The following is a 13929-nucleotide window of genomic DNA, read 5'->3' on the forward strand; positions in this document are numbered from 1 at the left end:
GCGATGCAAAAAAAAATAAATGGAATTCAATCCATACACTTTAAGATACCAATGCTGTTTATTTTTCTGCTATTGGTATCTTTACAAATTATTGGGGCTTATTTTATTCGCCAACTGGAAACAGACTTGATTGATAACTTCGACAACCAAATGAGTTTGAATGTCCGTTTCTTGGAAAATTCACTTGTTCCGGTTATTGAAGACGAAGATCAAAGCGAAACCCCCGCAACTGTTCAAAATATTTTAGAGGATTATATCGGCGGTGATTTCTTAGAAATCCAAGTAGTGGATGCTGAAGGGTATATCTTGGGGACGAATGATCAAACCCGACAATCTGTCGTCGGTACAAAATCGACGGACCGGGATGTCCAACAAGCGCTTCTTTTAGAAAGCGACCGGAAGTATCAATATGTGGATGAAGACAGAATGGACCGTGTCTTAAAAGTCGTCTCACCGATGTTTGCCACGACGAGTCCAGGCGAAGTAATCGGTGTTGTTATAATGGAATCGAATATTGAAACGGTCTACTCCCAAATCAGCGAAATCGTAAAAATATTCTTGAACGCGTCTTTATTTGCGATTGTGATTACGATTATCTTAGCGATTATCATTTCGCAGGGGATTTCGAAGCCGATTGCGGAAATGCGGACCAAGACACTTGCAATTGCCCAGGGAGACTATTCAGGCAGAATCCGTATTTACGGGAATGACGAATTGGGACAACTGGCTGATACGATTAATGACCTCTCTACAAAAGTAAAAGAAGCACAAGAGACCACCGAATCGGAACGCCAGCGTCTGGATAGCGTCTTGAAACACATGTCAGACGGGGTTATTGCGACGGACCGCCGCGGAAAAATTGTTATTGTGAATAACCGTGCTGTTGATTTATTGGGATTGAACCGCGAAGAAGCGGTTGGAAAATCAATTATGAAGGTCTTGGATTTAAGTAAGGAATTCACTTTCCGCCAGTTGTTGGAAACAAATGAAGACTTAATTCTGCATATTGACGAAGGCGAAGGGAAGGCCGACAGTATTTTGCAAGGAGAGTTCTCTGTTATTCAACGTGACACCGGCTTTATCAGCGGGGTGGTGTGTGTATTGACGGATATCACCGAGCAGGAGAAAGTCGAACAAGAGCGCCGAAACTTCGTATCAAACGTGTCACATGAGTTGCGGACACCTTTAACGAGCGTGAAGAGCTACACCGAATCTTTACAAGATGGTGCGTGGAAAGATCCCGATATCGCGCCGCAATTCCTGCAAGTTATTTCCACAGAGACGGAACGGATGATTCGCATGATTACGGACCTTCTAAACTTATCGCGGATGGACCAAGGTAAGTTGCAGCTGGAACGTGAGTATGTCAGCATGAACGATTTGTTCTCACATATCTTGGACCGCTTCGATATGGTTCTCCAATCAGAAGCGTATCGCAATAAAAACTACAAGATTCAACGCGATCTAACGCAGCGAACATTGTGGGTAGATATTGACCAGGATAAAGTTACACAAGTGATTGATAATATTATGAATAATGCTTTGAAATACTCTCCGGATGGTGGAACGATTACGTGTCGCCTGATGGAAACGCACAACAGTGTGGTCTTGAGTATAACGGATGAAGGAATGGGTATTCCGCGTAAGGACCTCCAGCATATCTTCGAGCGTTTCTACCGCGTTGATAAAGCGCGTGCACGTTCAATGGGTGGAACGGGGCTGGGCTTGGCGATTTCCCGAGAAGTTTTGATGCTTCATGGCGGCCGTATTTGGGCAACCAGTGTGGAAAATAAAGGGTCAACCTTCTTCATCTCCTTACCTTACGAATCATTTGAAGAGGAGGAATGGTAATGAAACAGGTAGACTCAAAATGGATTAGTTTCATACTCTATGCTCTGGTAGCGACTAGTTTAGTTTTAACGTGGCGCATCATGAGTGTTCCTTCAGGGGCGAAGAATATTCAAACCATCGCACCGACCCAAACTTCGACGAGTATATCAAATGTTAAAAGTATGGAAGAGATCTTTTCGCCGCATCGTCTCACTTTCCACACCCAGTCGAATACGTTCGTGGCCTCCGATGAGCGCATCATCAAACATGCGGATTCATTTTTTAAGGATAACCCAATGGGCGAAATTGTTTTTGATTCGACTTATGCTAAAGAAACATATGATGAATTTATTTTGAAAAGAAACCGTATCGAACTGCGCTTTCCGGCGGCTGTTCCAATCGAAATGATTTCCCGTTACTTTAACAGTGTTCCGGAGGGGATGGGAAAGAATAGTATCAACCGTATTTTGATTTCGACCGCCGTGGAAGAACCGATCTATCTCTTGGATGATGAGAGTCGGAATGTCTATACGGCAGAGCGTTTCGAAGGGTCAATAGAGCCATTGATGCGTCTCTATTCAGCCAATAAAGACTACTATGTGAATGCCAATGCGTATTCATTTAAAGACACAATAAAGTTTTTACCGCAATCAGATGTTACTCTGAATCGCGTAGATTATTTGGTTGAAAAACAACCAAACAGCTTTTTTATTGGGCAGCTGTTCGAGGATACAACAGAATTACGGGACGATAGTAATGATGTTTTTACGATTTATAGTGATAATATCTCGGAATTGCGAATTCACAAGGAAACGGGAATTCTTTATTACTACCGTAACAGTGTTGAACAAGATGATCTAACTGCGTTTCAACAAATACGCGATAGCTTCCATACACTGAAGTTTATCGATACTTGGACACAAGCCTCTCACTTCGAAGGCTACGATAAAGAGAACGGGCAAGTTACGTACCGCCGTTACTTAAACGGGATGCCCATTTCAGGCGCTTTAGATCGTGGTTTGATTCGCATGGAAATGAAGAACAGTGGCTTGGTTGACTTGTATTATCCAACGGAAATTATTCAGACACCATTGGAAGACCGGGAACAACAAATTGTACTGCCGGACGCTCAAGAATTAATCGTGCAGCTGAACGGGGCAGGGATTCCCTACAGTGCGATTGAAGACATGGGATTGGGATATGAATGGATTAGCAATGACGAGAGTACACGCGTCGCAAGTCTGGTCCCGCGTTGGTTCGTGAAGTTGGATGGAACGTGGAGTACAGTCGACGACGCAATTGATGCAAGACAAAGAGGTGATGCGGATGGATTATAAAAGAGTACAAATCATTTTAATCATTACGTTCTCTATTTTGAATCTGTATCTTTTGACGGTTTTCCTGGAAAAGGATGACGCATTTAACTTTGGTGACTCGAGTACGACCGTCAACCTGGAAGAAGGGTTGCGCAACGATAATATCCAGAGTCCAGAATTAAGTCGCGAAAATGAAGAAATCGCGGTTATCAAAACAGATAAAAATATGTTTCTTCGTGAAAATGCCTCATCATTAAAGAATCAAACAACACGTATGGATAATAACCTGTTGTTCAGTATTCTCTCTGAACCCATTGAATTGGATTTTGAAACGAAGGACCTAACGTTGACGAACCGTCTAAAACCACTGCAAGAATTTAAGGATAGCGGGAATGTTTTAGAGGGTGCGAAGTACGATTTTATTTCCTACCAAGAACTCAATCAGCGTATTTATTACGTTCAGCATTCTGACGACGGAGTTCCGATTGCGGATGGAACGGCAACACTCGTTTTCCATTTGAATGCGGACAATGAAGTTATTTCCTACGAACAAACTTACGTGGGAGATTCCGAAGCGCAAGGGCGTTTACGAACGGTTATTTCTGAGCAGACGGCGATTGAGTCCTTGTACCTGAACAATCAAATACCGGATGACTCTACGATTAGGTTACTGACGCTCTCTTACTATCAAACCTTGAGTTTGAAGGATATGAATATCTACAGTCCGATGTGGTATGTTGAAATCGCGCGCGAGAATGTGGGGATTCAAGTGAAGCGGGTAGATGCTTTGACAGGCAGTATTATATCTGCGCCAGTTGTACAGGAAGATAATGCAGATACGATGGAATCAGAAAGTTTCTCTGACCAAGATGACGTCGTAACGGATCTTCAATTATCCTCCGAAGCAGAAGCCGGCTTATCGGAACGGAAACTAATCAGTGAATAGCTTGAAACTAAGAAGCGCGGCCCTTGTGGCCGGCTTCTTTTTAGTTGAAAATGAAAGAGATAAAAGAATGTTGACACAATCGTTTTCAATATGCCGTGATAGTGAGGACTTAACTGAGAGGAGAAAAATAATAAAGTGTTCTATGGTTGGTGGCTTGTACTATTTTCAGCAATTTCCTTGGCAGTTATGGGCCCTGCATCTGTTGCAGTTGCGAATTTATTTCAAAACCCAGTTACACATGAATTTGGAATTACGAATAGTCAATTTGCTATCAGTAACTCATTAGTGTTGGGAATGGGTATATTCTTATCACCTTTTATATCTAAAAAATTAGCGTTTGGAAATTTTCGTTTGGTTTATATTGTAGGGGTAATGATTTACGGGCTTGCCTACATCGGCTTCGGTTTTGCTCCGAATATGTATGTGTTCTATGCGTTGGCGCTGTTGGTGGGTGTAGGGAACGTGTCTACAACAATCATCCCGGTCAGTATGCTGGTGAACAACTGGTTCGTTAAGAAACGAGGACTGGCTTTAAGTTTGAGTTTTACAGGTTTGGGAGTTGGCGGGGTTATATTTAGTCAGGCCGTTACTTTTCTAATTACGAATGTAGGCTGGCGCTATACGTACCTCATTTATGGACTGATTATTTTGCTTGTCGGTATTCCAATTGGTTGGTTTGTATTCCGGGCGAGACCGGAAGATATGGGAATGACTGCATATGGGGCGGAAGAGCCTGTGTCTCTTAAAGAAGGAGAAAAAGAGGTTGCAGCTACAACACCGCCAGCTAGTGGCGTCGTGGTGACGAAACCATACTTTATTCTCTTATTAATCGGGGGCGTTATGGTTGGTCTGGCCAATAACGGCGGCTTGGGACAGTTCCCTCCCGTGTTGGCAGATTTACATGGACCGATTCGTGCAGCCACACTTATTTCGCTCTACTCTGCTGTAGGTATCGTTGGGAAGATTACTTTAGGGAACATCACGGACCGTTTCGGGACTGTCTTCAGTACGATTTATGCAGCAGTGTTGCTAACGGTGACGTATTTAGTCATGACGCTTGCGGAAAATTATTCTCTAGCGATTGTGATGGCTGTTTTGTTTGGACTTGGTAACGCCGTTGGAACAGTGGCGCCACCACTGATTACTGCAGCGATTTATGCCCCGGAAGATTTCTCAAAAGCATATGGTTATCTGCAAAGTGCGCTTCTACTAGGTATGACAGCCGGTTCGTTATTTGCAGCAGGCGTCGCAGATTTAACAGGCTCTTATAACTATTCCTGGATCGCTCTTGCAATCGCATCCGCCTTCATTGGTGTCTCGTGGGTGGGAGCATATCGCAGTGCTCAGAAAGATAAATAAATAACAAAAAAATCCGACAATGCGGCCAAGAATCAGGCCGCGTGTCGGATTTTTTAGTGCAGGGTTTTATAAATTTCTGGGGGAACGTCATTCATTCGTGTAGACGCATTCATTAGTATAGACGTGCAAAGGTCAGTAAAAAAGTGAAGACCTTCGCACTAAAAACTCCAAAAAAGTGCAAAGGTCAGTTAAAAAAGTCCAACTCTTGCACTATTTACCGCAAAAGGCTCACTCGAAACTGTTGAGTAGGCTCTTTTGCAGGAAAGAGCTCACTCAGCATGAAATTTGGGTTTGAGTAGGCTCTTTTGTTGGAAATGGCTCACTCAAATCGTAAAACCGGTTTGAGTGAGCTGTTTTAGTTAAATTTTTCTCTGTTCCTGTTGCCTTTATGGGGCCGCATCCTTATGTACAGACGCATGGTAAATATAAGTAATGGCTTCGTCGGCGAGTGTTTGGTTAAACTCAGTAATGGATTGTGTACTACGCAAGTGTTCCATCAGAGTCTGCATAACTCCATATCTTTAGTACTGTCGCCACTCTTGTCCAAAGCAGCGATGAATCCTTTTCTAGTGCGTATCCGCTCTCTTTTTTACGAATTTATTCGCGCTGAATAGTTCTTTCCACTATAATTTAATAAAGGAGGCAGTTCAATGAAAAAGATAGTGGCTATTATTAGTTTTGTAAGTTTCTTTTTACTCAGTATTTCCTCTCCCAAAGTTGCCGCACGCTCCTACGACATCGATAACTACGATGTCCTTGTAGAAATACAAGAGGACGGCAGTGCGTTTTTTACAGAACGGATTACTTATTATTTTGATGGCGAGTTTAATGGTGTCTTGTTTAATCTGGACTATGCCTCACATCCATCACCTACTGATATTTCGGTAACGGTTGAAGGTGAAGGGCAAGCGGGAGAATTGTTCAGACAGGCTACTTCTCAAGAACCTGGTACGTATGAACTGATAAATGAAGCAGATTTTTTACGTTTCACAGTTTATAAACCTATTTCCGATGATGAAATGACGGTCGTATATGCGTACCGGATTCCGGAGATGGTGACGAATTATAACGACACAGCGCAGTTTAATCGCCGCGTTATTGGTTCGGCATGGGATGATGTTCTTTCTGATGTGGATGTGCGGATTGAATTGCCGATGCCGGTTGAACCCGGCGAGTTAAAAGCATGGGGACATGGCGACGCAACGGGCGAAGTCACGTTGCAGGATAATCAAGTAGTCTTATTGGAAGTCGGAAGGAATCCGGAAAATACGTTTGTCGAGGCAAACGTGGTGTTCCCGACTTATGTGACGTGGAATAATCCGAATAAGGTCGCGGAAGACCGTTTGGAACAGATCATCGGGACCGAAGAAAAATTGGAACGTGATGAAATCGAAAGCCGCCGTAATATTTTGATTGGTGGTACGCTTCTGGGGCTGTTTGGGCCCTTGGTCGCTCTGCTGACTTTAGTATGGATGCAACGAAAAAATAAAAAAAGCAACCCGGATCCATATGATGAACCGGAATACGTGTATCAACTACCCGCTCCTCTAGCACCGGCAGTTATGAATAAAGCAATTTTTGGTCAACGTCCGAATCCCGACACGGTTACGGCAACTCTTCTTGATTTGGTCCGCCGGGGTTATTTGAAAATGGATGAGATAGAACTGGAAAACGGCTTTGATTATCTCATCAGCAAAACCAAAGAATCGGATACAGACCTTTCTGACCAAGAATGGCACTTGTTGAAATGGTTCTTGGATACAGCAGGAGACGGGGAGTCCGTTACTCTGGGCGAAGTAGAAGCAATTGAAGCAGATACAAAACTTGGAGAAGCCTTTTATAAAGAGCACTTAGCTTGGGAAAAGGCGGTTCTGAAAGAAGCGAAGACCTACGAGAAACGCTATCAGGCACCGCATGCGAAAGCTGCGAGCATATGGGTGATTCTATCGCTTATAGCGAACATCGCGTTATTAATTCTCCTTCTAACACAACTACGGTGGTTATTGTTCTTACTCGGTTTGACTGGCCTTCTACTGGCTATTTATGGCGTTGTTTATTATGTGATGCATCCGGCACTGACACCGGAAGGGGACCGCGCGATGAAAGATTGGCGGGCTTTCAAGCGGATGCTGACCGATGTCGGTACATTTTCTATGGCAGACGTTGGTTCCGTGGAAATGTGGGATACTTACGTTGTCTATGCGGCTGCGATGGGAATCGCTGATGAAGTTTTAGATCAGATGGCGATTCAGTATCCAAACGATACGCTCTATGAGGATTCTTATTTCTATCCGTACTACTACCGGAACCCGGCTTATCTCTATGGCGTGAGAGAGCCGATTTCCCGAGGGATTGTATCCTCCACTCCCCAATCCGATTCATCCAGTGGCTCGGGCGGCGGTTTCAGCGGCGGCTCGTCGGGCGGTTCAGGTGGTGGATCCGGCGGCGGGGCCTTTTAAAAGTAAAAGACAGTGATTTTTTTACTCAGATGCGTTAGAATAGATAGGAAATATTGGAGGGAATCTGAGTGAATGAATTAGATCATACGAGCGGCTTCAAGGTTAGTATACTGGCCAGTGGCAGCTCGGGTAACTGTACCTATATCGAAACACCGAAACGGAAGATTCTGGTCGATTGTGGCTTGAGCGGTAAGAAGATTCAGGCTCTCATGAATGAAGTGGGTCGTGATTTATCTGACGTGGATACTGTATTAGTAACCCACGAACACCGCGACCACATCAATGGCCTGGGTGTCTTAGCGCGTCGCTATGGTTTTGATATTTATGCAAACGAAGCAACCTGGCAATCTCTACCTACATCAGTAGGTGTCATAAAAAATGAACAAAAACATATTTTTGAAATGGGCGAAGTATTAACTCTTGGCGATATAGATATTCAGAGCTTCGGCGTCTCACACGACGCAGCAGCGCCGCAGTTTTATTCTTTCCATTATGAAAATAAACAATTTGTTATGCTGACGGATACCGGTTATGTCAGTGACCGCTTGCGGGCGCTGTTACGGAATGCCGATGCTTATTTGATAGAAAGTAACCATGATTTAGAATTATTGCGAATGGGCCGTTATCCGTGGTCTCTGAAACAACGTATTTTGGGAGATCATGGGCATTTATCCAATGATGATGGCGCATTGGCAATTTCTGAAATGATTGGTGACCAAACAAAACGTATTTTCTTGGGCCACTTAAGCCAAGACAATAACATCAAAGCTTTGGCGCACGAGACTGCGGAAAGCATCTTACTTTCAAAAGGACATGGCGTTAATGACGCGTTTCGTGTTCTAGATACCGATCCTGTCACACCGACCGAACTCTTCACAGTTTAAAAATGAAACCGGAAAATGCTTGTAATAAGCTTTTTTTCGGTTTTTTTCGTATACTAGTAAGTGTAGAGGAAACGTAATTTTACCCAGAATATTCATAATTTTTTCAAAATTGTCATTTATACTAAAGGAGAAAAGAAGAGAGAGGAGCACGCACATGAGCGAGAGATATAATAAACAACTAAAGAAACAGTCTGGAATAAAAAATGGGATTGTTGGAGGAATTATCGGTGGCGCAACGGTTGCTTTGTTGGGAACGGGTATTTTATTTGGTTCCGGTACTTTAGAAATGTCAAAGGACGATGTCGACATGAATAAGCCTGTTGTGACAGAAGAGGCGACAAGCGATTCTGGAACAACCAATGTCAGCCTAAACATTACGACAGCTACAACAGAAGCAGTGGAAAGTGTCCAAGAAGCCGTCGTGTCCGTTATTAATTTGAAACAGAACGCGGGGAATCCATTCGGGTTTGTTATTCCACAAACGGAATCCAGTGACGATGATGATCTCGTTACCAATGGAACAGGAAGTGGGGTTATTTACAAAAAAGAGGATGGGACGGCGTATGTCGTAACCAATAATCACGTTATTAGCGGCGCCGATGCAGTCGAAGTGCTAATGAAGGATGGGACGAAAATAGAAGCAGAGATTGTCGGCGCCGATGTCTGGACCGACTTGGCAGTCCTTGCGATTTCGTCAGAACATGTGGATGTTATAGCGGAATTTGGTAATTCAGACAACTTAAATGTCGGTGAACCGGCCATTGCTATTGGGTCACCGCTTGGGACAGAATTTGCGACTTCAGTTACGCAAGGGATTGTCTCTGCAACGGAAAGAACAGTCGAAACAGATATTAATGGGGACGGGGTTGTGGATTGGGATGTCACAGCCATTCAAACGGATGCCTCTATTAACCCGGGAAATTCGGGCGGTGCCTTGATAAATATTGGCGGCCAAGTAATCGGGATTAACTCTATGAAGATTGCGTCATCAAATGTCGAAGGAATGGGCTTTGCTATTCCGAGTAACGATGTGGTGCGAATTATCGCTGAATTAGAAGCGAACGGTGAAGTTATTCGTCCAGTTCTCGGTGTCAGCATGATGGACTTGCAACAAGTTTCTGTTTCCCAACAACGAAACATTTTGAAATTGCCGGAAGACGTTACGACAGGTGTCGTTGTATCAGATGTTCAAGGCCTTTCTGCAGCAAGTGAAGCAGGGATTGAGCAATATGATGTGATTGTCGGAATGGATGGCGATGAGATTACCAATATGGTTGAACTCCGTAAGATTCTTTACCGTCAAGAAGTCGGTGCTACCGTACCAGTCGATCTTTACCGTAATGGTGAACGGATGACGATTTCGGTCAAATTGACTGACGGGCAGGAACAACTGTAGGATGATGTAAAAAAAGCAACTGAGGAAATCCGTCCCCAGTTGCTTTTTTGTACTGTAAATTTGGCAGAGTCGGTTATTTGTTTTCCGATAATTCTTTCGCGAGTGCCATCATCATTTCATTGAATTCATTTTGAAAAGGATTGTCCTGACTTTCTTTATTAAGAATGAGACTGATATAAAACTCAGGTGGATCTATAAGAGGTATTTTCACTAAATCTTTTGATTCCTTTACGAGAATATCAATCATAAAGGCCACCATGTGAGTGGAAGAAGCAATCGAAAGCGCAGTTTGAATTTCTTTCGTATACAAAGTTTGCGGTGGTTGATCGAATTTACTTTGAGCCCAGCGGTCGAAAATACGTTCATGAGTATAGCCTTTTTCTAAAGAAATAAAAACCGTATCTTTTAAATCCTGAGAAGTAATCTGTTTCTGCCTCGTTAAAGGATGATCGGGCGCAGCCCATAAAGATAGCTTTTGCGTTGCAATTGGTATCTGGATGAGATTCTCGTCGTTGAAATGCGGCAAGTCACTCCCTGTAATAGCAATCGGAACTTCGCCGGAACGCACCAATTCGTACATAATATCAGAGCTTTCTTCCTCGACGAATTTAACCGAAGAAGTAAATTTCCCTAAACGGGGGAGCAGAGTCGACATAAAGTGCCCGCCGATTGTCGGTAGGAAGCCGAAGTAAACAATTTGATTTTTATAGTCATGGATGTCATCCTTAATTTGCGATAACGAGTCAAGGATAACGCCTGCATGTCTATGAAGGATTTCACCGGAACGGGTCAAACTCATTCGCTTATGGAATCTTTTCCGATCGATAAGCGTTGTTTTGAGTTCCGTTTCCAATCGCTTCAAAGACATCGAAATGGAGGGCTGAGAAACAAAAAAATGCGCGGCCGTATCCGTGAAGCTGAGGCTTTCAGCTAAATGGTAAAAGTAAATAATATCTTGTAGGTTCATCAAAGCCCTCCTTAATTGTTTGAATCCGGTATCATGACAAGTATATAACCTTTTGGCCTAAACTACCATCTTTACAACATTTAAAAAAAGAATGTTGCTTAAAGCGTTGGAAAAAAGGAGGATTAATAAGGGTTTTTTTGGTGCATTTTCATAAGTTTGTGAATTCGCTAGTATGAAGTAATCACGATTATTAATAGGCTCTTATGTTACTTATTTGCAAAGTTTGTGAAATCGTTACCATAAACAAAACGTATAATTAGGCGACCTTATATAAATAATATTTATAAGTACATAAGAAAAGAGTATTTATCTCTATTTCGAATCAAGTGCTATAGTGTAACTACAACAGCAACTTGTAATTAAGAAGTTGGAAGGAGTAACAATTTTGAAAATATACAAACAGCTATTTTGGATCTTCCTTTTCTCATTCATTGGTGAAATTGTATCCGCAATCATTGCTTCTTTTATAGCGATACCAGGTAGTGTTATTGGTATGGTTCTTCTGTTTATCGCGCTACACACAAAGATTCTACGTTTAGAACAAGTAGATGAAATAGGAACGTGGTTAACAGATAATATGGGAATCTTTTTCGTACCAGCCGGTGTCGGTCTGATGGCCAACTTTGGTATACTCGCGGACACTTGGTGGCAATTGCTTATCATTATGGTCGTCACAACGATTCTGATGATGGCATTCGTTGGAAGAATCGTTCAGTTTGTTAAACGTAAAGTTGAAAAAGGTTTACCGAAGAATCAAGGAGGTGGCACACATGCTGGATAAGTTAATTACGAGCCCATTAATGTGGATCACTCTGACAGTTGGTCTTTATCTGCTAGCAGCGCGATTAAAAGCAAAGTGGCCGAAAAATCCATTATTCACACCACTCGTGTTTGCGATTATTATGGTCATTCTCATTTTATTGGTAACAGGTACACCGTTGGAAACATACAATGCAGGTGGACAATTCATCGGCTTGTTTGTAACACCTGCGACCGTAGCCTTAGCCATTAAATTGGAAAAGAATTTTGTTTACTTAAAACAATACTACTCAGCAATCTTAACGGGAATCTTCTCGGGGGTTATCTTGCATACGATTATGATTTACATCTTTGGCTTCATTTTCCAATTTGATACGCAAATGGCAGCAACACTCGTTCCAAAATCTATTACGACTGCCATCGCGGTCGGTGTATCTGAATCGCTTGGCGGTATTGTTTCACTAACGGTAGCGGTGGTTGTTTTCACCGGGGTTATCGGTGCAGTAATCGGCCCTACAGTCTTTAAACTCTTTAAGATTGATGACCCTGTTGCACAAGGTGTTGCTCTGGGGAGTTCATCCCACGCGATGGGTACAACAAAAGCAATTGAAATGGGAGACGTCCAAGGGGCAATGTCCGGACTGTCCATCGTCGTAACAGGTATCGTCGTCGTTATCTTGGCACCATTAACGCAGCCATTAACGCAACTATTCTTTGGGTAATAAAACTTAAACAAAACTAAAAAAAGGGAAGTGTAAATCAATGACAACAGTAGATACGAATCATTATGCAGCACCAACTGAAATTAAAGAGATCACGGTTGTAAATACATACGACTTAGAGGAAGCAGCGAGTAAAATCGTACCAAAAGGCGGCTTTGATTATATTTCAGGCGCTTCTGGAGACGAATTTACATTACGTCAAAATATTGAAGCATGGAACAAAAAAGGAATCGTACCACGCGTTCTAGCTGACGTTGAGAATCCAGATTTATCCACATCCATTTTTGGTCACGACATAAAGGTACCATTTATTATGGCCCCAATCGCAGCACACGGTCTGGCTCACGAAACGAAAGAAGCCGGAACAGCAAAAGGTATTTCTGAATTCGGAACAATTATGTCAATCAGTGCTTACTCAGGCGCATCATTTGATGAAATTGATAAAGGGTTGAACGGCAGCCCGCGTTGGTTCCAAATTTACATGAGTAAAGATGATGAATTAAATAAAAATATCTTGGATGAAGCCAAAGCAGATGGCGCGACAGCAATCATTTTGACAGCTGATGCAACGTTGAGCGGGAATCGTCATAAAGATGAGCGTAACAAGTTCGTATATCCGTTTGGCATGCCAATCGTATCGCGTTACTTGACGGGAACAGGTAAGAATATGTCATTGAATAATATCTACGCGCAATCCAAACAAAAGATTGCTCCGGCAGATGTGAAATTCATTTCCGAGTATTCAGGTCTTCCTGTATTCGTTAAAGGTGTACAGTCAGCAGAAGATGCATTGCTGGCAATCGGAGCGGGCGCAGCAGGAATCTGGGTTTCTAACCACGGTGGTCGTCAGTTGGATGGCGCTCCTGGCTCATTCGAAATGTTGGAGGAAATTTCCAAAGCAGTTGCGGGCCGTGTTCCAATCGTATTTGACAGCGGTGTCCGTCGCGGCGAGCATATCTTTAAAGCACTTGCTAGTGGAGCAGACATTGTCGCATTAGGTCGCCCAGTTCTTTACGGACTAGCTCTTGGTGGTTGGAAAGGTGTCCAATCCGTTCTCGAGTACTTCGAACGCGACTTGAAACGTGTCATGCAATTAGCAGGAACACAAACAATCGAAGATGTGAAAAAATCACGCCTAGTTGATATCAAATAAGAGCAGTTAGAACGAAGACAGCCTCGAAAGCGAGAGGCTGTCTTTTTTTGGTGGGTAAAATGGCTCACTCAAACGCGTGAGTGATCCATTTGGAGCAGAAAGGCCTACTCAAACGCGAAAATGAATCTGAGTGAGCCA

General features: G+C 43.0%; 11 protein-coding genes. 10 read left to right on the forward strand and 1 reads right to left on the reverse strand.

The window, feature by feature from the left end:
• The first annotated feature begins 3 nt into the window (after positions 1-3).
• The 7 genes from walK (at position 4) to G7058_RS07130 (ending at position 10190) form a co-directional block, all read left to right on the forward strand.
• Positions 4-1851, forward strand: a complete 1848-nt coding sequence (gene walK / locus G7058_RS07100) for a cell wall metabolism sensor histidine kinase WalK (protein ID WP_166062868.1) — start codon at positions 4-6, stop codon at positions 1849-1851.
• The gene (locus tag G7058_RS07105; protein ID WP_166062869.1) at positions 1851-3167 is read left to right on the forward strand and encodes a YycH family regulatory protein; all 1317 of its coding nucleotides are present in this window, start codon (positions 1851-1853) and stop codon (positions 3165-3167) included. The genes walK and G7058_RS07105 overlap by 1 nt, the downstream gene beginning before the upstream one ends.
• Positions 3157-4092 carry a two-component system regulatory protein YycI gene (locus tag G7058_RS07110; RefSeq protein ID WP_166062870.1) on the forward strand — a complete coding sequence of 312 codons (936 nt, stop codon included), beginning with the start codon at positions 3157-3159 and terminating at the stop codon, positions 4090-4092. Before G7058_RS07105 ends, G7058_RS07110 begins: the two co-directional genes overlap by 11 nt.
• A 135-nt stretch (positions 4093-4227) precedes the next feature.
• Complete coding sequence (locus G7058_RS07115; RefSeq protein ID WP_166062871.1) at positions 4228-5451, forward strand: MFS transporter; 1224 nt, start codon at positions 4228-4230, stop codon at positions 5449-5451.
• A 650-nt stretch (positions 5452-6101) separates the two neighbouring features.
• Positions 6102-7910, forward strand: a complete 1809-nt coding sequence (locus G7058_RS07120; protein WP_166062872.1) for a DUF2207 domain-containing protein — start codon at positions 6102-6104, stop codon at positions 7908-7910.
• Between the two features lie 68 nt (positions 7911-7978).
• On the forward strand, positions 7979-8794 hold the full coding sequence (locus G7058_RS07125) for an MBL fold metallo-hydrolase (RefSeq protein WP_166062873.1): 816 nt from the start codon (positions 7979-7981) through the stop codon (positions 8792-8794).
• 154 nt (positions 8795-8948) lie between these two features.
• Entirely contained in the window at positions 8949-10190 is a 1242-nt protein-coding gene (locus tag G7058_RS07130) for a S1C family serine protease (protein ID WP_166062874.1), read from the forward strand.
• Between the two features lie 73 nt (positions 10191-10263).
• Here the strand turns inward: G7058_RS07130 and G7058_RS07135 are convergent, their stop codons facing one another.
• Positions 10264-11157, reverse strand: coding sequence for a LysR family transcriptional regulator (locus G7058_RS07135; RefSeq protein ID WP_166062875.1), 894 nt, complete (start codon positions 11155-11157; stop codon positions 10264-10266).
• Positions 11158-11542: 385 nt separating this feature from the next.
• Between G7058_RS07135 and G7058_RS07140 the strand changes: the two genes are divergently transcribed.
• The 3 genes from G7058_RS07140 to G7058_RS07150 are packed head-to-tail and all read left to right on the forward strand — an operon-like array spanning position 11543 to position 13791.
• Positions 11543-11938, forward strand: coding sequence for a CidA/LrgA family protein (locus G7058_RS07140; protein ID WP_166062876.1), 396 nt, complete (start codon positions 11543-11545; stop codon positions 11936-11938).
• On the forward strand, positions 11928-12638 hold the full coding sequence (locus tag G7058_RS07145) for an LrgB family protein (protein WP_166062877.1): 711 nt from the start codon (positions 11928-11930) through the stop codon (positions 12636-12638). Before G7058_RS07140 ends, G7058_RS07145 begins: the two co-directional genes overlap by 11 nt.
• 40 nt (positions 12639-12678) lie before the next feature.
• The gene (locus tag G7058_RS07150; protein ID WP_166062878.1) at positions 12679-13791 is read left to right on the forward strand and encodes a lactate oxidase; all 1113 of its coding nucleotides are present in this window, start codon (positions 12679-12681) and stop codon (positions 13789-13791) included.
• Positions 13792-13929: the final 138 nt, after the last annotated feature.

Origin of the sequence: Jeotgalibaca porci (genome assembly GCF_011299095.1) — a bacterium.
Taxonomy (GTDB): Bacteria; Bacillota; Bacilli; order Lactobacillales; family Aerococcaceae; genus Jeotgalibaca; species Jeotgalibaca porci.